Here is a 20,890-nt window from a genome sequence, read left to right as displayed (position 1 = left end):
GTCCCCGGGCCGGTGCCGTCGGCTCAGCGGTCCTGCTGTCCGTAGCGCGTCGCGGAGACGACCGCCGCCACCAGTTCGGGTTCCAGGACCCGGGCGTCGGCCAGGTGGGTCGCCGCCGTGTAGGCGTTGAACAGGGCCTTGGTGACGCGCAGCGCGCCCTCCGGTCGGCGCAGCACGGGGCGGACCCAGGCGTCGACCGCGTCGTCGAGGTGGTGCTCGGGGACGACTTTCTGCAGGACGGACATCGACTGGGCTTCGTAGGCGTCGAACGACCGGCCCGTCAGGACGATCTCCCGGACCCGGGCGGCGCCCACCTCGTTCAGCAGCCGGGGGAGGAGCCCGCCCCACGCGGTCGGCAGGCCGAGCGCCAGCTCCGGGAGGCGGAACGTCGCGCTCTGGGCGCCGACGCGCAGGTCGCAGGCCAGGGCCAGGGCGACGCCGGCGCCGATGGCCTTGCCGTGGACCTTGGCGATGGTGACCGCGGGGCTGGCGGTGAGGGCCTCGCAGACGCGGCGGGCCCGGGTGCCCGAGGCCCGCACTCCGCCGCCGGTGGGGTCCTGGGCGAGGTACTCGTCGAACTCGGTGCGGTCGCCGCCGAGGCAGAAGTCCTCCCCGGCGCCGGACAGGACGATGGCCCGGACGGCCGGATCGCGGTCGTCGAGGACCGCGAGCAGCTCGTCCAGCATCCTGTCCGTCACCGCGTTGCCCTCGTCGGGCTTGTGCAGCTCGATGTGCAGGACCCGGTCGTCGAGGGCGGTGCGCAGGGTCTTGTGGTACGTCCAGGCCGCCGTCGCGAGCCGGTGGGGGATCATGCGGTCAGCTCCAGGGACGTCATACGGCGGAAGACCATGCGACGCGCGTAGGTGGGAGGGGCGACCTGGCGCAGACCCGGGAAGCGGCCCAGCAGCTGGGCCAGCAGGGACCGGGCCTCCAGCCGGGCCAGCGGGGCGCCCATGCAGTAGTGGGCACCGCTGCCGAAGGTCAGATGGCTGCCCTTGCGGACGATGTCGAACCGGTCCGGGTCGGCGTTGACCCGCGGATCGTGGTTGGCCGCCGCGAAGAGTCCGTGGATGACGGTGTCCCGCGCGATCGGCACGCCGCACAGCACGGTGTCCTCGGCGGCGTAGCGGCTGTTGATGTGGATGGCCGGATCGAAGCGCAGGGCCTCCTCGACGGCGTCGTCGATGTGCTCGGGGTGCGCGCGCAGCCAGACCCAGCGGGAGGGCTCCTCGGTCAGATGCCGCAGGAGTACGGACAGCAGGGTCTGCGTGGTCTCCAGGGAGGCGACGGTGAGGAACATGGTGAGGATGTAGACGTGTTCGTCGGCGCTCGTCCGGTCGTCGGGGTACTGGGCGGCCCAGTAGGCGATGAGCTTGGTGACGACGTCGTCGCCCGGACGGGCGCGGCGCCGCCGGATCAGGTCGGTGAAGTAGGCGCGCAGTTCGAGGGTGGCGTCGGCGGACACCGCCAGCTCGCGCTTCGTGGGCAGGAGTTCGGTGGCGTGCGCCTGGCGGTGGGTCAGGTCCACGAGGTACTCGCGGTCCTTCGCCGGTATCCCGAGCCAGTCCCCGGAGACGCGTACAGGGAGCTGCTCGCTGACGGCCGTGACGAAGTCGGCGGTGCCGTTGCGGCGCAGCTGCGAGTCGAGGTCGTCGAGGATGTCGGCGACATGGCCGTCGATGCGCGCCAGCATGGCGCCGAGTGTGCGCCGGTCGAAGGGGTTCCCGACGCTGCGGCGTTCGGCGGTGTGGGCGTCGCCGTTCAGCCGGGAGAGGGTTCTGCTCATCTCCCGGGTCGCCGGCGACTGCCAGCGCTCCGGGTCGGGCTGCCTGTCCTGCCAGGGGATGTCCGGTACGAGCCAGGTGCCGGTGTCCCGCAGTATCTGACTGCAAGCGTCGTATCCCGTGACGAGGTACCCGCCCCAGGGGGCGGGTACGACGTCACCCATGCCGCGCAGTTCCTCGTAGAGGGGAAACGGGTCGAACTGCCCTTCCGGCGAGTGCAGTCGCCGCAGGACGGATATGACGGAACGACGGTCTACGGTTCTGCCGCTTATGTCGTCGGTTGCGGTCACGGAGAGTAGCTCCTTGGGTCAAGGCGTTACCGGGACCCGCGGAACATACCCGTCCTCACCCCCGAGTCATGCACGGACGCTTGTTGCTCCTGTCACATGCCAAACGGTCAAACCCGGAAGATATCGGCGATCGAGCTCCAAAAACCCCTCTTCGCCTTGGGCTTGGCCCCGGCAGCCGGCTGTCCGGGTGCGGACTGTACGGAGCCGGGCTGCACGGAACCGTGCGGTACGGGACCGGGCTGTGCCGGACCGTACTGACCGGGACCGTACTGACCGGGCGCCGGCTGCGCCGGTACCGGGGCCGGCCCGGCGGCCGGAGCCGGCGCCGCCGCGGGCATCGCCGCGGCCACCCGGTGGGCGGGCGTCCGCGTGAAGCGCACCGGCAGCTCGGACAGCGCCCGGTGGAAGGGCCCGGGGCGCCAGCGCAGGTTCTGCTTGGGCACCGCGAGCGTGATGTCGGGGAGCTCCTTGAGGATCTTCTCGATCGCGGTGACGGCCATCACCCGCGCCGGGTCCTTGGCCGGGCACGTGTGCGGGCCCGCGCCCCAGGCCAGATGGGCGCCCGAACCGCGCGCCTCCGCGGACCGGGTAAACGCCGGGTCGCTGTTGGCCGCGGCGAAGCTGATCAGCACCGGGGTCCGCGCGTCGACCGGCACGCCGCCCAGGTCGATGTCCTGCAGCGGGTAGTGCGTCGCGTAGTTGGCGATCGGCGGGTTCTTCCAGAGGACCTCGTCCAGCGCCTCCTCGATCAGCATGCCCGTACCGCTCGCGTTCGCGTCGTCGGACAGCAGCAGGAGGAGGGCGTTGCCGATCAGGTTGCGGGCGGGCTCCACGCCCGCGCCCATCAGCAGCACGAGCGAGTCGGTGACCTCGGCGTCGGTCAGCCCGGACTCGTGCTGGATCAGCCAGGTCGCCATGTCGTCGCCGGGCTGCCGCCGCTTGAGGGCGATCAGCTCCAGCAGCGCCGCGGTCAGCTCCTTGTCGGCCTGCAGCGCGTCCTCGCCGTCGAAGATGGCCGCCATCGACGAGGCCAGCCGGTCGCCGATGTCCGCCGGGCAGCCGAACAGCTTGTTGAACAGCAGCAGGGCGAGGAGCCGGGCGTAGTCGTTGAGCAGGTCCGCCGTGCCGCGCGGGCTGAACTGGTCGATCAGATAGTCGGCGATCACCTCGGCGTCGCGGCGCAGCCGGCTGGTGCTGACCCGGTTCAGGCTGTCCGCGACGGCCTTGCGCAGCCGCAGATGCGCGGCGCCGTCGGAGAACATGCAGTTGCCGGGGCGGGCGGCCATCATCGGCAGCACCGGGGTGTCCAGCGGGACGCGGCCCTCGAGCAGCGCGGCCCAGTGCGTGGAGGAGTCACGGGAGAACAGCTCGGTGTTGCGCAGCACCGCCAGCGCCGTCTCGTGCCCGACGACGAGGGTGGCGTCCACACCGGGGGCGAGCTCGACGGGGGCCGCCGGACCGTGCTCGCGCAGCCGGCTGTATATCCGCTGCGGGTCCGCGGCGAACTCCGCGGTGTGCATGGGGCATCTTGCCGGCTCGGCCGGCGCGGTGCCGGCCTGGTGAGAGTCCATAGGGGAGTCCTTCGTGTCCCGGGTGTCTCGCTCGCCCGGGGAGTCTGGTTGTCGGGGGCGCCTCGTCAGGGGATAGGCGCCGTGTCGGGGTGACGGGCGCCGCTCAGGCGGCCCGCGTGACCAGATGGCGGGCGAGCGCGATCAGGGCCTTGGCCGAGGAGGTCTGGTCGCGCGCGTCGCAGTACACGACCGGGGTGTCCTCGTGCAGGTCGAGCGCCTCGCGGATCTCGTCCTCGCCGTACCGCTCGTCCGTGGCGAAGCTGTTGACCGCGATCGCGTAGTCCAGCCCGTACTTCTCGACCAGGTCGATCACGGGGAAGGACTCCGCCAGCCGCGCCGGGTCGACCAGCAGCAGCGCGCCGAGTGCGCCGCGCGCCATGTCCTCCCACAGCTGCATGAAGCGCTGCTGCCCGGGCGTGCCGAACAGGTAGAGCACCAGCTCCTCGTTGAGGGTGAGGCGGCCGAAGTCCAGGGCGACCGTCGTCGTCACCTTGTCGGGCGCGCCGCGCAGATCGTCGACGTGCAACGACGCCTGGGTCATCCGCTCCTCGGTCCGCAGCGGGGCGATCTCCGAGAGCGAGCCGATGAACGTCGTCTTGCCCACGGCGAAGTGCCCCACCACGAGGATCTTCGCCGAGGTGGTGACCGCGTCCGGCAGATAGACGTTCTCACCCGAAGCGGGTCTGAAGCCCATGCAGCACCTCCTTGATGAGTTCTCTGTCGACGGCCTCGGCCTTGGCGGGCGCGCCGCGCCGCAGCAGCTGCCGGTTCTCCAGCAGGCTGCTGAGCAGTACGCGGACCACGCCGACGGGCAGGCCCAGATGGCCGGCCACCTCCGCTACGGACAGATAGCCGCCACCGCACAGCTCCCAGATCGCGCGCACCTCCGGGCTGGCGGACCGGGGCAGCTCGGCGTCGGGAGCGAGGGTGATCAGCGTATGCAGGGACAGCTCGTCCGCGGGTGGTACGTGATGGCCGCCGGCGATGACGTAGGAGCGTACGAAGTCGGCGGTCGGCTGCTCTTCTTCGTCGCCGGGTGTGATCATGCGCCGCTACCGGCGTTCTGCCGCGGCGGTGTCGTCATCGCCTTGCCGAGGGCGGCCACCTGGCGCTGCATGCTGAAGCTCATCGCCTCCATGTCGACGTCCAGCGCGGTCGACGCGGCCAGATACGCCCCCCGGCCGGCGGCTATGAGGAAGATCCAGCCGCCGTCGTACTCGATCAGCGTCTGCTTCCACTGGCCCTGGCCGGCGCTCACGAACGGCGCCACCGCCCGGCTCAGCGACTGCATCGAGCTCATGGCGGCGGCGTGTGTCTCCGCGTCGTCCCGGCCGAGTTCGGCGACGTCGGGGCTCTGGGCGCTGGCGCGTTCCAGCAGCAGGCCGTCGGCCGAGACGAGTATCGCGTGCCGGGCGCCGCGCACCTGCAGCACATCGTCCAGCACCCACGAAAGATCGGGATTCACTGGTCCTGGGATCCTTCCATGATCGTCAATTCCCGCCCGAGCAGCGATCCCCGTCGGAACGCGCCCAGCTGCGCGGCGGTGGTCTCAGCGGTACGAGGTGACTCGTCCGTCCCGTCGTCCGCCGTGTCGTCGGCCTCCGGCGCCACGGCCACGGAGATCCGCCGGCGCTTGGGCAGGCCGCCCCGCGTGGTGCCGACCGGCCCCTTCGAGAGCGGGCCGTTGATCTTCTGCGGCGCGGCATGCGGTTCTTCCACGACTGCCTCCGCGACCGGTTCGGGTGCCTCGGTGGTGAGGAGATCGCGCGGCAGGAGGATCACCGCCCGGACACCGCCGTAGGGGGACATGGAATCGACGGAGATGCTGAAGCCGAAGCGGTGCGCGAGCTGCCCGGCCACCGCGAAGCCGAACTTCGGCGGGTCGCCGAGGCTGGTGATCTCGATCGGGCCGGACGGCGAGAGCAGCGCCTTGGCGCGGTCCTTCTCCTCCTGGCTCATGCCGACGCCGAAGTCGTCGACGATGAGGCAGACGCCCGCGGGTGCGGACTGGATGCCGACCTCGACGGGCTTGTCGTGGGCGGAGGAGTTGGTGGCGTTGGCCAGCAGCTCGGCGAGGGCGACGGCGACCGGCTCGACGGCCCGGCTCACCACCCACACGTTCTGGTCCGAGTTGATCCGCACCCGGTCGAACTGGCGGATCCGGCCCTGGGCGCTGCGAGCCACGTCGAAGACGGTCACCGCGCTCTCGTGCCGGCCGAGCCAGCCGCCGCACAGGACGGCGATGCCCTGGGCGCGCCGGCTGAACTGGCTGTTGGTGTGGTCGACCTGCATCAGGTCGCTGAGGATCTCGGAGTCCTCGCCGTACTTCTTCTGCAGCCGGCTGATGACGACCTGCTGCTGCTGGGCGAGGCTCTGCAGGGTCCGCATCGCGGACCGCAGCACGTTCTTGGTGCCCTCGGCCGCGTCGCCGCGCACCTGCGCCAGTTCCTCGTCGCGCAGGCCGCGCAGTCCGGCGTTCTCGGCGAACAGCCGCTCCTGGTCCGCGTGCTGCTGCCGGGCGCCGTCCGTGAGGTGGTCGATCCGGGTACGGAGCGCGATGTTGGTGGTCCGGGCGCGCATCACCGCCAGACAGGCGAGGACAACGACACCCAGCAGAATCCACAACAGTGGATCGGTGATCAATGACGTCATGAGACTCTCTTCGCGTCGCATCGCCCAGGACCGGCCGATCGGTTCGCCGGTCCGGGCGAGCGCGGACCATGGCCGGTCGCTCGCCGTGCCGGCGGACCTACCGCCGCTCCCTTGCGATGGGGCCCTGGAGACTGACCCCCGCACGCGCGTACGACGCGCTGCCAGCCCACTGGAAAAGTGTGGTGATCTTAGCAGCGCACCGCGTTTCAACGACCCCTCGGGGAAGTCGAGTTGGTGAAATGTGTGCGACGGGTGTGTCGGATGGGGTGATACGAGCGGCTCGGGTGACTGATGGGGGTCACGTTGCGCCGAGCCGCGGCAGAGCCTACGCCCTCCGGGGGACGGGGAGAAGGCGGGGGTGCGGGAACCGGCCGGCCGTCCGACGCGTCCAACAGCCGTGCGTCGACACGGGGTACGCGGGCTGGTCATCCTGGTGGCGGTGGCCTGCGTGGCAGCCGGTGCCGTGGTCTGGGCGCGCTCCTCGGACGGGGGGCCGGACGGCGGCGGGCGGGACCGGCGCGTGGACGCCCGGCTCGTGCACTTCGAGATCGTCACCGATCTGCGCGCCGAGGTGCAGACCGTGCTGCGTTCGCCCGCGGACGCGACCGCCTTCGCCGGCTGGGCGCCGCGCCGCGACCTCGGACGCGAGCTCGCCGGGGTCGACTTCGGGCGCGAGGCGCTGGTGGCGTTCGTCTGGGGCACCGCCTGTGCGCGGGGCCGCTCGGCGGACCTCACTCACGCGCCCGGCACCGGGTACTCCACCCGGCTGCGGGACTCCACCAGCACCATGAACTGCGAGGCGCCGTACACCACCGTGGCGGTCTTCGCCGTCCCCCGCTCCCGGGTGCCGCTCGACGTGTACGTCGGCGGGCGGCCGCCCGGACCGCCGGGTCCGGCGGAACAGGCCGCCTTCGAGACGCTCCCGCGGCCGGTACGCCCCCGCGCGGCGGAGGTCACGCAGCCGGACCAGCTGCGGGCCTTCCGGGACGCGGTCCCGGGCGCCGGTCTTGACGACGGGTCCGGCGCGCGGTCCGGCGACCGGCGCTTCGCCTTCGTCCTCACCGGCTGCCGGGCCACCGGCGCCGTCCTGCGGATCACCGAGGAGCGGATGTCGGCGGAGCCCGTCGGCGGCGAGGGCGCGCGCTGTGCCGCCGCCGAGTACTACGTGGCGGTCTTCCGGATCGCCGCCGAGCGGGTGCCGCCGGCGGCGACGATCGGCTGACCGGTGTCCGCGACTGTCGTACGCCCGTGTGACCCCCGGGCGAGGCTGACGCGGTGGGCGCCGGGGGCTGGTTAGGCTGCGGGTCCCGAAAACCGCTGGAAGGTGCGCCGTATGACCCCCGACGAGCTGCTCACGACCACCCGCAGCGTCCGCAAGCGCCTCGATCTGACGCGGCCCGTGCCGCGCGAGCTGATCGAGGAGTGCCTGACGATCGCCCTGCAGGCGCCCAGCGGGTCCAACCGGCAGTCCTGGCAGTGGCTGGTGGTCACCGATCCCGAGCAGCGGGCGGCGGTCGGGGCGGTGTACAAGCGGGCGTGCGACACCTATCTCGAGTCCGAGGGGGCGGCCGGCAAGCTCTTCGCGGACGATCCGCGCCGCAGCGCCGTCCAGCAGCGCGTGCACGACAGCGTGGCCTACCTCGCCGACCGGATGGGCGAGGTGCCGGCGCTGGTCATCCCCTGTCTGCGGGTGGCGTCCGGCCGGCTGCCCCAGGGCAACCAGGGCGGCCTGTGGGGTTCGCTGCTGCCCGCCGCGTGGAGCTACATGCTCGCGGCCCGCTCCCGGGGCCTCGGCACGGCGTGGACCACGCTGCATCTGACGTACGAGGACGAGGTCGCCGAGATCCTCGGCCTGCCGTCCGACGTCTTCCAGGCGGCCCTGATCCCCACGGCGTACTACACGGGGACGGACTTCAAGCCCGCGAAGCGGGAGCCGCTGACGGACGTGCTGCACTACGACCGGTGGTGAGGGCGCGCATTACCTGAGCGGTAATCGACGCCCGGCGGCGCTCCCGGCAAGGTGGGGGACATCGGTTCCCGGACCGGCGCACTCCGGCCGGGGACCGTGTTCCACCAGCTGTTTCCCCGTAACGAGGAGTTCCGCCATGCCTTCGTACGACGACGCCGTCGCCCGCTACTTCGACGCCTGGAACGCCACCGACGGCGAGGCCCGCGCCAAGGCCGTCGCGGCCGCCTGGACCGACGACGGCAGCTACACCGATCCGCTGGCGGACGTCAGCGGGCACGAGGCCCTGGCCGCGGTGATCGCCGCGGCGCAGGAGCAGTTCCCCGGCTTCGTCTTCCGGCCGCTCGGCACCGTGGACGGCCACCACGACACCGCGCGCTTCAGCTGGGAGCTCGTGGCGCCGGACGGGTCGGCCCCCGTGGCCGGTTCGGATGTCATCACCCTGGCCGGAGACGGCCGCATCCGCACCGTGCTCGGCTTCCTGGACCGCGTGCCGGCGGCCTGACGGTCGCCTGTTTCACCGCGACCACCCGATCCCGGCCGACGCGGGCGTACAGCTGCTCGCGTCGGCCGCTACAGACTCGGCCGCGAGTCACGTGACTTGGGGGACCGGTCGCGCAGCAGCTCCCACAGCGCGGCCAGTTCCGGTACGTCCCGGGTCGCCAGCCACGCCGTCGCCCTCGCCGTGCGGATCCGCAGCGCGCCGGGGCCGACCAGCTTGACGCTGCGCAGGTCCTCCCAGGGGATGTGTCCGCCGGGATGCCAAGGGGGCTGGCCCCGGCCCCGTTTGAAGGCGAACGGAGACAGGGTCAGCCCGTCCGATGCGACGCTGACCGGCCCGAAGCGAAGCGTCCCGCCCGCCGGAAGCACGATGTCGAGCGCCAGCCGGACGCGGTCCAGGGCGCGCGACCGGAGCACGCGCGTCAGCGCGCACACGTCGCCATGCAGCGAGGGTGCGCCGTGTCCCGACTTCGCGGCGATGCCTTCCAGGCGGATCACCCGTCCCCCGCGCATGATGAGTCGATGCCGGATGCGGTAGTGGTAGGCACTGTCCTCGATCCGGTCGATGTCCTCGTAGTCCGAGACGATCTCGTCCCACGGCACGGCGAGGGAGCCGTCCGCCCACGGCAGGCTGAGGCCGTCGCGGTAGAGGTGGAGATACGTCTCGGGGCGCGGCGGAGGCGGCTTCCGGCCGGCGACCCAGGACAGGAATCCCACGACCTCCGCCGGATAGAGCAGCAGATACGCGCCGTGACCCGTGACGGACCAGAGGAAGTTCGGGCCGGTCAGGGCAGCGAGCCCACACGCTGCCAGGGCGACCACCCGCACCGTCAGCGCGGCGCGCTCACGCCGGGCCATGGGCTCGGCCTCAGGACGCGCGCCGGCCAGCGGCGGGTCCCCCTCATGGGACACCTCCAGCGTGCGGAGGAACGGCCCCAGCCCCGCCGTCCGCGCCCGGGCCGCGGCACCGGGCGTCGGCCCCGGCAGCCGGACCGTCCCCCGGGCGGGCGGTACGTCCTGTGCCGCGCTCTCCGCCCCCATCCGAGCCCCCCTCACCGCACCTGGACGCCGCCCCCACGGGAGACGCTGATATCCGTCCGGACGTTCCAGATCGCGGCGGGCCATTCGGTATACCGTCGAGAGGGGAGGATGCGCCCGTATCGGACAACTCCCTGCTGGAGCGGCACCCGCACCGGCCCCTGGATTCATTTGGTATGCCAAATGCTAGAGTCCGGGCGACGCACCCCGACCTGCCGACCTGCCCGGAGGCCCCCTCATGCGCACCCGATGGCGGGCCGCTCACGTCCTCGCGTACCAGAACGGCGGGCATGTCCTGCTGCGGGACGGCGAGGTGGTGTGGGAGGACGACACCCTCGTCCACGTCGGGCCGCGTTACGACGGACCGCCCGTCGACGTCGACCGGGACCTCGGCGAGGCGCTCGTGCTGCCGGGGCTCATCGACCTCGACGCCCTCACCGACATCGACCATCTGGTCCTCGACTCCTGGGCGTCGCCCGAGCACGGCCCCGGGCTGCAGTGGTCGCGGGACTACTTCGACCGCAGCCGCGACGTGTTCACCGCCGAGGAGCGCGCGTTCGTCCGCGAGTACGCGCTCACCCAGCTCGCCCTGCACGGCATCACCACGTACATGCCGATCGCGTCCGAGGTGCACAGCGCCTGGGCCGAGACGTACGACGACCTGCGCGCCATGGCCGACGTCTCGCGGCGGCTCGGCCTGCGCGGCTACCTCGGCCCCAGCTACCGCTCCGGTGTCAACGTCGTCCACGCCGACGGCCGGCGCGGCGTCGCCTTCGACGAGGAGCGCGGGCGGGCGGGGCTGCGGGACGCCGAGCGGTTCCTGGAGTACGCCTGCGCGCTCGGCGATCCGCTGGTCAACGGCGCCCTGCTGCCCTGCCGGATCGAGACGCTCACCCCCGACCTGATGCAGGCGACCGCCGCCCTGGCGCTGCGCCGCGACGTACCCGTGCGGCTGCACTGCCTGCAGGGCACCCTGGAGCGCCAACTGGTGCGTGAGGCGCACGGCTGCACGCCCCTGGAGCTGCTGGCGCGCACCGGCCTGCTCGGCACCCGGCTCGTCGTGCCGCACGGCATCGTGCTCGACGTACACCCCGGGGTGCACGGCGAGGACCGGGGCGACCTGGCCGTCCTCGCGAGGGCCGGGGTGTCGGTGGTGCACTGCCCGCAGACCTCGCTGCGCTACGGCGACGTGCTGCACTCCTTCGGCCGCTACCGCCGCGCCGGGATCAATCTGGCACTCGGCACCGACTCCTTCCCGCCCGACCTGATACGCGGCATGGACATGGGCGTCCACCTGGCCAAGGTCGTCGACGGCAGCGCGGACGCCGCCCCCGCCGAGGCGTACGTCGAGGCCGCCACGCTCGGCGGCGCCCGCGCCCTGGGCCGCACCGACCTGGGCCGGATCGAGCCGGGGGCGCAGGCGGACCTGGTGGCCTTCCGCCTGGACGACCTCCGCGACGGCGTCCTCGACGACCCGGTGCGCACCCTCCTCCTCAACGGCACCGCCCGGCAGGCCGCCCACTCCGTCGTCGCCGGGCGGCGGGTGCTCGTCGACGGGCGGATCCCGGGCGTCGACACGGACGCGCTACGACGCCGGGCGCAGGCGCTGTTCGGGAAGATGCGGACGGCTTACGGCGAACGCGACGTGCAGGGCCGCGGCGCCGACGAGCTGTTCCCGCCGACCTTCCCGCCTTTCGAGGAGACCCCCCGGTGACCCAGGACAGCGAACCCTCCCATGTGGACCGCGCGGAGCAGACGCTGCGCGCCGCGATCCTCTCCGGTGCGCACCCGCCCGGCTCGCGGCTGCGCGAGCGGGAGCTCTCCGAGGCGCTCGGCTTCTCCCGTATCCCGGTCCGCGAGGCCCTGACGCGGCTGGCCTCCGACGGGCTGGTGGAGCTCTCCCCGCGGCGCGGCGCGAGCGTCCGCCGGCTCACCCTGCGGGACGTGGACGAGCTGTTCGACCTGCGGCTGAGCCTGGAGGTCTTCGCCACCCGGCGGGCCGCCGAGGTCAGCGCCGCCGGCGGGAGTACGAAGGAGCTCCGCCGCCGCATGCTGCGCGCCGAGGACGCCACCCGCCGCGGCGACGCGACGCGGATCCCCGCCGCCAACACCGCGCTGCACGCCGAGATCGTCGCGATGACCGGCAACCGGCTGCTGCGGACCACCCTGCAGCCCTCCCTGGGCCTGGTGCAGTGGGTGTTCACGCTCACCGGGGACCGCGACCCGCGCGTGCAGTGCGCCGAGCACCAGGAGATCTGCGCCGCGATCGAGGCCGGGAAGCCGGACCTCGCGGCCGCCCTCGCGTACACGCACGTCGAGACCGGCCGCGAGCCGTCCCTGGCGATCCTCGCGGACGTGCTGCCCGCCGACTGAGGGCCGCCGGCCCCCGGACCCCCTTCATCCACCGACCGCAAGGAGAGTCACCCCATGCTGATCGTGAACGTCCGTCCCTGGGGCCGTGAGGCCAGCGACATCGAGATCCGGGACGGGCAGATCACCGCCGTACTGCCGCACGACCCGCAACGCGCCGACGGGGCCGAAGGCGAGGTCGTGGACGGCCGGGGCCGGCTCGCCATGCCGTCCTTCTCCGACGTGCACTGCCATCTGGACTCCACCCGCGTCGGACTGCCCTTCCGCCCGCACACCGGCCGGCCCGGCATCTGGGGTCTGGTGATGAACGACCGCGAGCACTGGCGCGAGGACCCGCCGGTCGCCGAGCGCGCCACCAGCCTCCTCGGCCGCATGATCGAGCGCGGCACCACCCGAGTCCGCAGCTACGCCCAGATCGACACCGACTGCGGGCTGGAGCGCTTCGAGGGCGTCCTCGCCGCCAAGGAGGCGCACGCCGACCGGTGCGACGTGGAGATCATCGCCTTCCCGCAGGCCGGTCTGCTGCGCGAGAAGGGCGTCCCGGAGCTGATGGACCAGGCGCTGTCCTCGGGCGCGGCGGTCGTCGGCGGCATCGACCCGTGCACCCTGGACCGCGACCCGGTCCGCCACCTCGACATCGTCTTCGACCTCGCCGAACGCCACCAGGCGCCCGTCGACATCCATCTGCACGAGCCCGGCCACCTCGGGGTGTTCAGCACGGACCTGGTCCTGGAGCGCGTCCGCGCCCTCGGCATGCAGGGCAAGGTCACCCTCTCCCACGCGTACGAGCTGGGCAACGTCGACGAGGCCACCACCCGGCGGCTGACCGAGGAGTTCGCCGAGCTGGACGTCTCGATGGCCACGGTCGCGCCCGCCCAGCAGCACAACGCGCTGCCGCTGGCCGGCCTCACGGCCGCCGGGGTGCGGGTGGGCCTGGGCGAGGACGGGCAGCGCGACTTCTGGTCGCCGTACGGCAACGGCGACATGCTCGACCGCACCTGGCAGCTCGCGTTCTCCGCCCGCTACCGCTTCGACGAGCTGATCGAGCACTGCTGGGCCGTCGCCTCCCGCGGCGGCGCCGCGATCCTCGACCCGGCGCTGCCGCGGCTGACGTCCACCGCCGACCGTCCCGGCGTGGCCGCCGGGGACGCCGCCGACCTGGTCCTGGTGGCCGGCGACACGGTCACCGCCGCCGTGATGGACCGCGGCACGGACCGCACCGTCCTGCACGCGGGCCGGGTCGTCGCGGACGGCCTGCGCCTGGTCTGAGGGGGCAGGCACCCCGCTCGGACGGCCTGCGCCTGGTCTGAGCGGGGCAGGCACCCCGCCGGGTGGCCCAGTCCCCGCCGCCTGCGGTTGCGGGCGGCGGGGATCACCGGAGGCTGTAGGGGTCGGACGCATTCCGTTCCAACCCATGACGGTGACGATGGGCGACGCCCGGAGCACGGCCCAGCAGACCCCCGGCCAGCAGCACGCGGCCAAGCTGAACCTGGTGACCCTGACGGCGATGGTCGTCGGCTCCATGGTCGGCGCGGGGGTCTTCTCGCTGCCCCGGCGCTTCGCCGAGGAGACCGGCGTCGCGGGCGCGCTCATCGCCTGGGCCGTGGCCGGCACGGGCATGCTGATGCTGGCCTTCGTCTTCCAGATGCTCGCGGTACGGCGGCCCGACCTGGACGCCGGTGTGTACGCGTACGCCAAGGCCGGCTTCGGCGAGTACCTCGGCTTCTTCTCCGCCTTCGGCTACTGGGCCAGCGCCTGCGTCGGCAACGTGACCTACTGGGTCCTCATCATGTCGACGATCGGGTCGATCTGGCCCGCGCTGGGTGAGGGCGACACCTTCCTGGCCTTCGTGCTCTCCTCGATCGGGCTGTGGGCGTTCTTCCTGCTCATCCGGCGCGGCGTCAAGGAGGCCGCGGCGATCAACCGGATCGTCACCGTGGCCAAGATCGTCCCGATCCTGGTCTTCATCGTCCTGGCGCTCTTCTACTTCGACGCCGGCGTCTTCGCCGACAACTTCGCCGGCGCGGACTACGCCGGCTCCCTGTTCGACCAGGTCCGCGGCACCATGCTCGCCACCGTCTTCGTCTTCCTGGGCGTCGAGGGCGCCAGCGTCTACTCCCGGCACGCGCGGCGCCGCGAGGACGTGGGCCGCGCGACCGTGCTGGGCTTCCTCTGCGTCTTCTCGATCTTCGCGTCGGTGACGATCGTGTCGTACGGCATCATGCCGATGGCCGAGCTCGCCGAGCTGCGCCAGCCCTCGATGGCGGAGGTGCTGGAATACGCGGTCGGCACCTGGGGCCAGGTCTTCATCAGCGTCGGGCTGATCGTCTCCGTGCTGGGCGCCTATCTGGCCTGGACGCTGATGGCGGCCGAGGTGCTGTACGTGGCGGCCCAGGACGACGACATGCCGCGGTTCCTGGGGCGGTCCACCGGCGACGACGTCCCCGCGCCGGCGCTGCTGATGACGTCGGTGCTGGTCCAGCTGGTGCTGTTCGCCACGATGTTCTCCGACGACGCGTTCAACTTCGCCCTCGACCTGACGAGCGCCCTGTCGCTGATCCCGTTCCTGCTGGCGGCGGCGTACGCCGTGAAGCTCGTCCGGGAGCAGAACACGTCCGGCCGCGCCGGGCCGGGCGGCCGGGACCTGGTGGTCGCCGTCGTCGCGACCCTCTACACGGCGTTCCTCGTCTACGCGGCCGGGATGAGGTTCGTCCTGATGTCCTTCATCGTCTACGCGCCCGCCACGGTGCTGTTCGTCATGGCCCGGCGGGAGCAGGGGCGGCGGCTGTTCTCCCCGCGTGAGGCCGTCGTCCTCGCCGTCTCGACGGCCGGCGCGGTCGTCGGCGTCGTCGCCCTGGCGGCGGGCTGGATCAACCTGTGAACCCGAAAGGCACGCCGTGACCACTGAGCACACCACCGACAGCCCCGCCGCCCACGGTGTCCACTCCGAGGTGGGCCGGCTGCGCAAGGTGCTCGTCTGCCGCCCGGGGCTCGCCCACCGCAGGCTCACCCCCAGCAACGCCGACGACCTGCTCTTCGACGACGTGCTGTGGGTGGAGAACGCGCAGCGCGACCACGCGGACTTCGTCAACAAGATGCGCCAGCGCGGTGTGGAGGTCGTCGAGCTGCACGAGCTGCTGGCGCAGACCATGGCCCTGCCGGGCGCGCGGGACTGGCTGCTGGACCGGAAGATCACCGCGAACCAGGTGGGCGTGGGGCTCGCGGACGACACCCGCGCGTTCCTCGAGACGCTGGAGCCCGCGCGGCTCACCGAGTACCTCGTCGGCGGCCTCGCCACCGCCGACCTGCCCGACGACTTCCGCACCGGGCACATCGCCCTCGCCCGCGAGTCCACGGGCGTACGCGAGTACCTGATGCCGCCGCTGCCGAACACCCTCTACACCCGCGACACCACCTGCTGGCTGTACGGCGGGGTGACGCTCAACCCGCTCTACTGGCCGGCCCGGCACGACGAGACCCTGCTGATGAAGGCGGTCTACCGGTTCCACCCCGAGTACAGCGGGTCCACCGTCTGGTGGGGCGACCCGGAGCTCGACTGGGGCCAGGCCACCTTCGAGGGCGGCGACATCATGCCCGTCGGGAACGGCGTCGTCCTGATGGGCATGAGCGAGCGGACGTCCCGGCAGGCGATCACCCAGGTGGCGCGGGCGCTGTTCGAGCGGGGCGCGGCGGAACGGGTCGTCGTCGCCGGTATGCCGAGGCTGCGGGCCGCGATGCATCTGGACACGGTCTTCACCTTCGCCGACCGCGACATCGTGACCGTGTACCCGAAGATCATGGACGACGTGCACGCCTTCTCCCTGCGGCCCAGCGACAAGGCCGCCGGGGTGGAGGTCGCCGACGAGGGCTCACGCGCGTTCACCGCGGTGGTGGCCGAGGCGCTGGGGCTGCCGGAGCTGCGCGTCATCGAGACCGGCGGCGACGAGTACGCCTCGGAGCGCCAGCAGTGGGACAGCGGCAACAACGCCGTCGCGGTGGAGCCGGGCGTGGTCTTCACGTACGACCGCAACACCCAGACCAACACCCTGCTGCGCAAGGCGGGCGTCGAGGTGATCACCATCGTCGGCGCGGAACTGGGCCGCGGCCGGGGCGGCGGGCACTGTATGACCTGCCCGCTGATCCGTGAGCCGGTCGACTTCTGAGCCCGTCCTCACGACTCCCTAATAAAACGCTCATATTTCATACGCGATGCCCTAAATGTCCGATATTCGGCATTAGTTAGGTCCGGGTAATTCTGCCCCTGTGACCCACGGCATATCGCCTGTCTCACATACGAAGCGGCATCGTAAGCGGAACGGCATCCCGACGGTCCTGCGGCACCCGAATGCCCGAAATACCCCCTATCGACGCTAGTAGATAGAGGCGTGCATTTCGCGTTTCGGTGGGCTAAACATGCCCAAGTCGCTTAGACGTCGTCGGGAAATCGAATGGCGCCTCGCTCAGGGACGGCGGGTGGCGACGGACCCATGCCCCCCAGGAGAGGACACTCCATGCTCGCCACCGCTTTCCGTAAGCGCGTCGTCGCCGCCGCCGGCATCGCCGCCGCCACCGTCGCCCTCAGCGTTCCGCTGGCCTCGTCCGCGCAGGCCGCGACGCCGACGGTCGGCACGCCGGGCTATGTACCGGCCGGTGTCAGCGCCCAGCTGGACGGCTGGATCGACCAGGCGCTGAAAGTGATGGACCAGCACGACATCCCGGGTTCCTACTGGTCGATCTACCGCAACATCATGCGGGAGTCCTCCGGTAACCCCTACGCCATCAACAACTGGGACATCAACGCCCAGAACGGCATCCCGTCGCAGGGCCTGCTCCAGGTCATCCCGCCGACGTTCAACGCCTACCACGTGGCCGGCACCTCGACCAGCATCGTCGACCCGGTCGCCAACATCGTCGCCGCGTGCAACTACGCCGCCGACCGCTACGGCTCCATCGACAACGTCTGGGGCGCCTACTGAGCCCTCGGCACCCGCCGAGCGAGCCCGACGCCGCAGCACCGGCCGACCTCCGGAGGCACTCCGCCTCCGGGGGTCGCCGCGTTCTCCGCGCGCCCCCGTACCGGACCATTGCAGGTGTTCGCGGGCCGACGGCATGCTGAAGGCCGTCGAACCCGAGGAGGCCCCCGCATGAGCGAGCAGCTGCTGTCCTACGCGAGCGGCACCGGCGCCACCCCGCTGCTGGGCGACACCATCGGCCGCAACCTCGACCGCGCCGTCGCCGCCCACCCCGGCCGCGAGGCGCTGGTGGACGTGCCGAGCGGGCGCCGCTGGACGTACGCGGAGTTCGGGGCGGCCGTGGACGAGGTGGCGCGCGGGCTGCTCGGGCTGCGGGTCGGCAGGGGCGACCGGGTGGGCATCTGGGCGGTCAACTGCGCGGAGTGGGTGCTGGTGCAGTACGCCACCGCCCGGATCGGCGCGATCACGGTGAACATCAACCCCGCCTACCGCGTGCACGAGCTGGAGTACGTACTGCGGCAGGCCGGGATCGAGGTCCTCGTGGCCTCCACGGCGTACAAGACCAGCGACTACCGGCGGATGGTCGAGCAGGTGCGCGGCGCCTGCCCCGCGCTGCGGGACGTCGTCTACCTCGGCGACGCGTCCTGGCAGCGGCTGCTGGACGCCGGCCGCGGCGTACCGCCGGAGCGGCTGCGGGAGCGCGAGGCGGCGCTGTCGTGCGACGACCCCATCAACATCCAGTACACGTCCGGGACCACGGGCTTCCCCAAGGGCGCCACGCTCTCGCACCACAACATCCTCAACAACGGCTACTTCGTGGGCGAGACGATCCGCTACACGGAGCAGGACCGGATCTGCCTGCCGGTGCCCTTCTACCACTGCTTCGGCATGGTCATGGGAAACCTGGCCGCCACCAGCCACGGCGCGTGCGTGGTGATCCCCGCGCCGTCCTTCGACCCCGAGGCCACGCTGCGCGCGGTGGAGCAGGAGCGGTGCACCTCGCTGTACGGCGTGCCGACCATGTTCATCGCGGAGCTGGCGCTCGCGGACTTCGCGTCGTACGACCTGGGCTCGCTCCGTACCGGGATCATGGCGGGGTCGCCGTGCCCGGTGGAGGTGATGAAGCGGGTCGTCGCCGAGATGCACATGGCGGAGGTGTCCATCTGCTACGGCATGACCGAGACCTCACCCGTCTCCACCCAGACCCGCCACGACGACGATCTGGAGCGGCGCACCAGCACCGTGGGGCGGGTGCTGCCGCACATCGAGGTGAAGATCACCGACCCGGCGACGGGCGTCACCGTGCCGCGCGGCACGGCGGGCGAGCTGTGCACGCGCGGCTACAGCGTGATGCTCGGGTACTGGGAGCTGCCCGAGCGGACCGCCGAGTCGATCGACGCGGGACGGTGGATGCACACCGGGGATCTCGCGCTGATGCGGGAGGACGGGTGCGTGGAGATCGTCGGCCGGATCAAGGACATGATCATCCGGGGTGGCGAGAACGTGTACCCGCGGGAGATCGAGGAGTTCCTCTACACCCACCCGAAGATCGCGGACGTCCAGGTGGTCGGGATACCCGACGAGAAGTACGGCGAGGAGATCCTCGCCTGCGTCATCCTCCGCGACCCCGCGGACCCCCTCACCCCCGGCGAACTCACCCGCTACTGCGAGGGCCGGCTGGCCCACTACAAGATCCCCCGCCAGCTGCGGATCGTGGCCGAGTTCCCGATGACGGTGAGCGGCAAGGTCCGCAAGGTGGCCCTGCGCGAACAGTTCGCGGCGGGCTGAGGGGCCGCGGGGCCGCGCCGGTCTGTCCGACCCCTCGTGTAGATTCGCGGGAACGCGCGCCGTGGGAGGGGAGCCGATGAGCAGCGAAGTCGCCATGCGGGTGGGGGAGTACGAGGTCATACCCGTGATCGACGCCGCCGGCGTGCTGCCGCTGGCCGGGAACTTCACCGGTGCGTCCGAGGCGGACTGGGCGCGCGCCCGCGCCTTCGACCCCGCGGCCTTCGCCGGGGACGACGGCTGGCGGCTCGACTTCCGGTCGTACGTCATCCGCCGGGCCTCCGACGGCTGGACCGCGCTGGTCGACACGGGCGTCGGCCACGAGCACAGCCCCGCCACCAGCTGGGCGCCGGCGACGGGACGGCTGCCCGACGCGCTGAAGGAGGCCGGTGTCGAGCCGGACGACGTCTCCGCCGTCGTGCTCACCCATCTGCACTCCGACCACTACGGCTGGTGCGTCGGCCGCGACGGCCGCCCCGTCTTCCCCAACGCCCGCCACATCGTGCAGCACACGGAGGTCGAGGCCCTGCCCGCCGGGTCACCGGTCGGCGGGTACGCGCTGGATCCGCTGCGCTCCGCGCGCCTGCTGGACCTCGTCGACGGCCGCGCCCCGCTCGCGCCCGGCGTGCCGGGCGTCACGCTCGTGCCGACGCCGGGGCACACCCCGGGGCACCAGTCCGTGCTGCTCGCGTCCGGCCGGGACGAGCTGCTGATCACCGGCGATCTGCTGGTGCACGCCGTGCAGTTGGTGAACCCGGCGGTGGCCTACGCCTCCGAGTCGGACCAGGCCGCCGCCCGCGCGGTGCGCGAGGCGACGCTGGCCGAGGCCCGCCGGTCCGGCCGGGTGCTGGCCAACGGGCATCTGGGGGATCCGTTCATACGGCTGTGAGGCCGTGACCGCTTTCGGTTGTGCCTTCAGCCCGCCGTGACGGCGTCCGGCGCGGTCGACGACATCGCGGCGGCCAGCTGGCGGTAGGAGTCCAGTCTGTCCGCCGGGTCATGGGTGTTGAGCGTGAGCAGCAGCTCGTCCGCGCCCGTCTCGGCTGCCAGGGTGCGCAGCGCGGCGGCCATCTGCTCTGCGGTGCCGTGCAGTTGGGATGCCCGGGCCTCGGCCAGATAGCCGCTCTCCCGCTCCGTCAACCTCAGCGCCGCCACCTCCGCCGGCGGCGACAGCGGCGGGAACACCCCCCGCGTCCGCGACACCACCGTCGCCCACGCCTCCGGCAGCTGCAGCCGCGCGGCCGCCTCCGCCGTACCGGCCACGGCCGCGTTGACCGCGATCACGACGTACGGCAGCGGTGCCCGGTCCGACGGACGGAAGGCCGCCCGGTAGCGCCCGACGGCCTCCAGCGTCTTCGCCCGTACCCGCCCCGCCCCGATCACCAGCGGCAGCCCCAGGGACGCGGCGATGTCCGCGCCGCCGTCCACCGCCAGCACGAACGCGGGCACGTCGAGGCCCTCGGCCGGTATCGCGTGTACGCCCGGATAGTCCGGCTGTCCGCCGTCGAACCACCCGAGCAGCTCCCGCACCCCCGCCGCGAAGCCCTCCGCCCCGTCCTTGCCGACGCCCAGCGCCCGCCGGATCCCGTCGGTGAAGCCCACCGATCGTCCCAGGCCCATGTCGATCCGCCCGGGGAACAGCGAGGCCAGCACCCCGAACTGCTCCGCCACCACCAGCGGCCGGTGGTTCGGCAGCATCACCCCGCCCGTACCCACGCGGATCCGCGAGGTCGCCGAGGCGACGGCCGCGGCGAGGACCGTCGGGGCGGAACCGGCCACCCCCGGCACCCCATGGTGCTCCGACACCCAGAAGCGGTGAAAGCCCAGCTCCTCCACCTGCTGGGCGAACCGCACGGTGTCGCGCAGCGCGCGGCCGGGGTCCTGGCCGGCCCTGACGAGTGAGCGGTCGAGGACGGAGAGCGGAATGTCCATGATCCGTACAGCAACCCCGGCCCGCCGG

20 protein-coding genes are annotated in these 20,890 nt (G+C 72.2%); 11 read left to right on the top strand and 9 right to left on the bottom strand.

From position 1 onward, the window contains the following. Window positions 1-23: 23 nt before the first annotated feature. The 7 genes from AB0M28_RS03475 to AB0M28_RS03445 all read right to left on the bottom strand — a co-directional run bounded on the left by AB0M28_RS03475 (window position 24) and on the right by AB0M28_RS03445 (window position 6,297). Window positions 24-812, bottom strand: coding sequence for an enoyl-CoA hydratase/isomerase family protein (locus tag AB0M28_RS03475; protein ID WP_365396983.1), 789 nt, complete (start codon window positions 810-812; stop codon window positions 24-26). Further along, window positions 809-2,074, bottom strand: a complete 1,266-nt coding sequence (locus AB0M28_RS03470) for a cytochrome P450 (RefSeq protein ID WP_365396980.1) — start codon at window positions 2,072-2,074, stop codon at window positions 809-811. Before AB0M28_RS03470 ends, AB0M28_RS03475 begins: the two co-directional genes overlap by 4 nt. A gap of 107 nt (window positions 2,075-2,181) precedes the next feature. Continuing rightward, on the bottom strand, window positions 2,182-3,594 hold the full coding sequence (locus AB0M28_RS03465; protein WP_365397096.1) for a cytochrome P450: 1,413 nt from the start codon (window positions 3,592-3,594) through the stop codon (window positions 2,182-2,184). Window positions 3,595-3,748: 154 nt separating this feature from the next. Next, the gene (locus AB0M28_RS03460) at window positions 3,749-4,339 is read right to left on the bottom strand and encodes an ATP/GTP-binding protein (protein WP_365396977.1); all 591 of its coding nucleotides are present in this window, start codon (window positions 4,337-4,339) and stop codon (window positions 3,749-3,751) included. Continuing rightward, entirely contained in the window at window positions 4,314-4,691 is a 378-nt protein-coding gene (locus tag AB0M28_RS03455; RefSeq protein WP_365396975.1) for a DUF742 domain-containing protein, read from the bottom strand. The genes AB0M28_RS03460 and AB0M28_RS03455 overlap by 26 nt, the downstream gene beginning before the upstream one ends. Continuing rightward, the gene (locus AB0M28_RS03450) at window positions 4,688-5,110 is read right to left on the bottom strand and encodes a roadblock/LC7 domain-containing protein (RefSeq protein WP_365396972.1); all 423 of its coding nucleotides are present in this window, start codon (window positions 5,108-5,110) and stop codon (window positions 4,688-4,690) included. Before AB0M28_RS03450 ends, AB0M28_RS03455 begins: the two co-directional genes overlap by 4 nt. Beyond that, entirely contained in the window at window positions 5,107-6,297 is a 1,191-nt protein-coding gene (locus tag AB0M28_RS03445) for an ATP-binding protein (RefSeq protein ID WP_365396969.1), read from the bottom strand. Before AB0M28_RS03445 ends, AB0M28_RS03450 begins: the two co-directional genes overlap by 4 nt. A 439-nt stretch (window positions 6,298-6,736) precedes the next feature. On the opposite strand from AB0M28_RS03445, the gene AB0M28_RS03440 reads away from it, so the two are divergent. The 3 genes from AB0M28_RS03440 (at window position 6,737) to AB0M28_RS03430 (ending at window position 8,768) form a co-directional block, all read left to right on the top strand. Continuing rightward, the gene (locus tag AB0M28_RS03440) at window positions 6,737-7,519 is read left to right on the top strand and encodes a hypothetical protein (protein ID WP_365396966.1); all 783 of its coding nucleotides are present in this window, start codon (window positions 6,737-6,739) and stop codon (window positions 7,517-7,519) included. A 111-nt stretch (window positions 7,520-7,630) separates the two neighbouring features. After that, the gene (locus tag AB0M28_RS03435) at window positions 7,631-8,266 is read left to right on the top strand and encodes a nitroreductase family protein (RefSeq protein WP_365396963.1); all 636 of its coding nucleotides are present in this window, start codon (window positions 7,631-7,633) and stop codon (window positions 8,264-8,266) included. Window positions 8,267-8,402: 136 nt separating this feature from the next. Then, entirely contained in the window at window positions 8,403-8,768 is a 366-nt protein-coding gene (locus AB0M28_RS03430) for a nuclear transport factor 2 family protein (RefSeq protein ID WP_365396960.1), read from the top strand. A gap of 68 nt (window positions 8,769-8,836) precedes the next feature. Here the strand turns inward: AB0M28_RS03430 and AB0M28_RS03425 are convergent, their stop codons facing one another. Continuing rightward, window positions 8,837-9,805 (bottom strand): hypothetical protein, encoded by a 969-nt coding sequence (locus AB0M28_RS03425; RefSeq protein ID WP_365396957.1) that lies wholly within the window; start codon window positions 9,803-9,805, stop codon window positions 8,837-8,839. 235 nt (window positions 9,806-10,040) lie between these two features. Here AB0M28_RS03425 and AB0M28_RS03420 point away from each other — a divergent pair, with 235 nt between their 5' ends. From AB0M28_RS03420 to AB0M28_RS03385, 8 genes are all read left to right on the top strand, one after another. After that, window positions 10,041-11,516 carry a chlorohydrolase family protein gene (locus tag AB0M28_RS03420; RefSeq protein ID WP_365396954.1) on the top strand — a complete coding sequence of 492 codons (1,476 nt, stop codon included), beginning with the start codon at window positions 10,041-10,043 and terminating at the stop codon, window positions 11,514-11,516. Continuing rightward, window positions 11,513-12,175, top strand: coding sequence for a GntR family transcriptional regulator (locus tag AB0M28_RS03415; protein WP_365396951.1), 663 nt, complete (start codon window positions 11,513-11,515; stop codon window positions 12,173-12,175). The genes AB0M28_RS03420 and AB0M28_RS03415 overlap by 4 nt, the downstream gene beginning before the upstream one ends. A 54-nt stretch (window positions 12,176-12,229) precedes the next feature. Beyond that, window positions 12,230-13,441, top strand: a complete 1,212-nt coding sequence (locus AB0M28_RS03410; protein WP_365396948.1) for an amidohydrolase family protein — start codon at window positions 12,230-12,232, stop codon at window positions 13,439-13,441. Between the two features lie 157 nt (window positions 13,442-13,598). Then, the gene (locus AB0M28_RS03405) at window positions 13,599-15,053 is read left to right on the top strand and encodes a basic amino acid/polyamine antiporter (protein WP_365397093.1); all 1,455 of its coding nucleotides are present in this window, start codon (window positions 13,599-13,601) and stop codon (window positions 15,051-15,053) included. A 16-nt stretch (window positions 15,054-15,069) separates the two neighbouring features. Then, a complete protein-coding gene (locus AB0M28_RS03400; protein WP_365396945.1) occupies window positions 15,070-16,335 on the top strand; it encodes an arginine deiminase in 1,266 nt (421 codons plus the stop codon). 348 nt (window positions 16,336-16,683) lie between these two features. Continuing rightward, the gene (locus AB0M28_RS03395) at window positions 16,684-17,148 is read left to right on the top strand and encodes a transglycosylase SLT domain-containing protein (RefSeq protein ID WP_365396942.1); all 465 of its coding nucleotides are present in this window, start codon (window positions 16,684-16,686) and stop codon (window positions 17,146-17,148) included. A 168-nt stretch (window positions 17,149-17,316) separates the two neighbouring features. Continuing rightward, a complete protein-coding gene (locus tag AB0M28_RS03390) occupies window positions 17,317-18,933 on the top strand; it encodes an AMP-binding protein (protein ID WP_365396939.1) in 1,617 nt (538 codons plus the stop codon). A 76-nt stretch (window positions 18,934-19,009) separates the two neighbouring features. After that, complete coding sequence (locus AB0M28_RS03385) at window positions 19,010-19,819, top strand: MBL fold metallo-hydrolase (RefSeq protein WP_365396937.1); 810 nt, start codon at window positions 19,010-19,012, stop codon at window positions 19,817-19,819. Between the two features lie 26 nt (window positions 19,820-19,845). Here AB0M28_RS03385 and AB0M28_RS03380 read toward each other — a convergent pair whose 3' ends face one another. Next, window positions 19,846-20,862: an MsnO8 family LLM class oxidoreductase gene (locus AB0M28_RS03380; RefSeq protein ID WP_365396934.1), complete on the bottom strand. Its 1,017-nt coding sequence runs from the start codon at window positions 20,860-20,862 to the stop codon at window positions 19,846-19,848. Window positions 20,863-20,890: the final 28 nt, after the last annotated feature.

This window comes from Streptomyces sp. NPDC051940 (assembly GCF_040680895.1).
Classification (GTDB): Bacteria; Actinomycetota; Actinomycetes; order Streptomycetales; family Streptomycetaceae; genus Streptomyces.
This window is presented reverse-complemented; position numbering and strand designations above follow the sequence as displayed.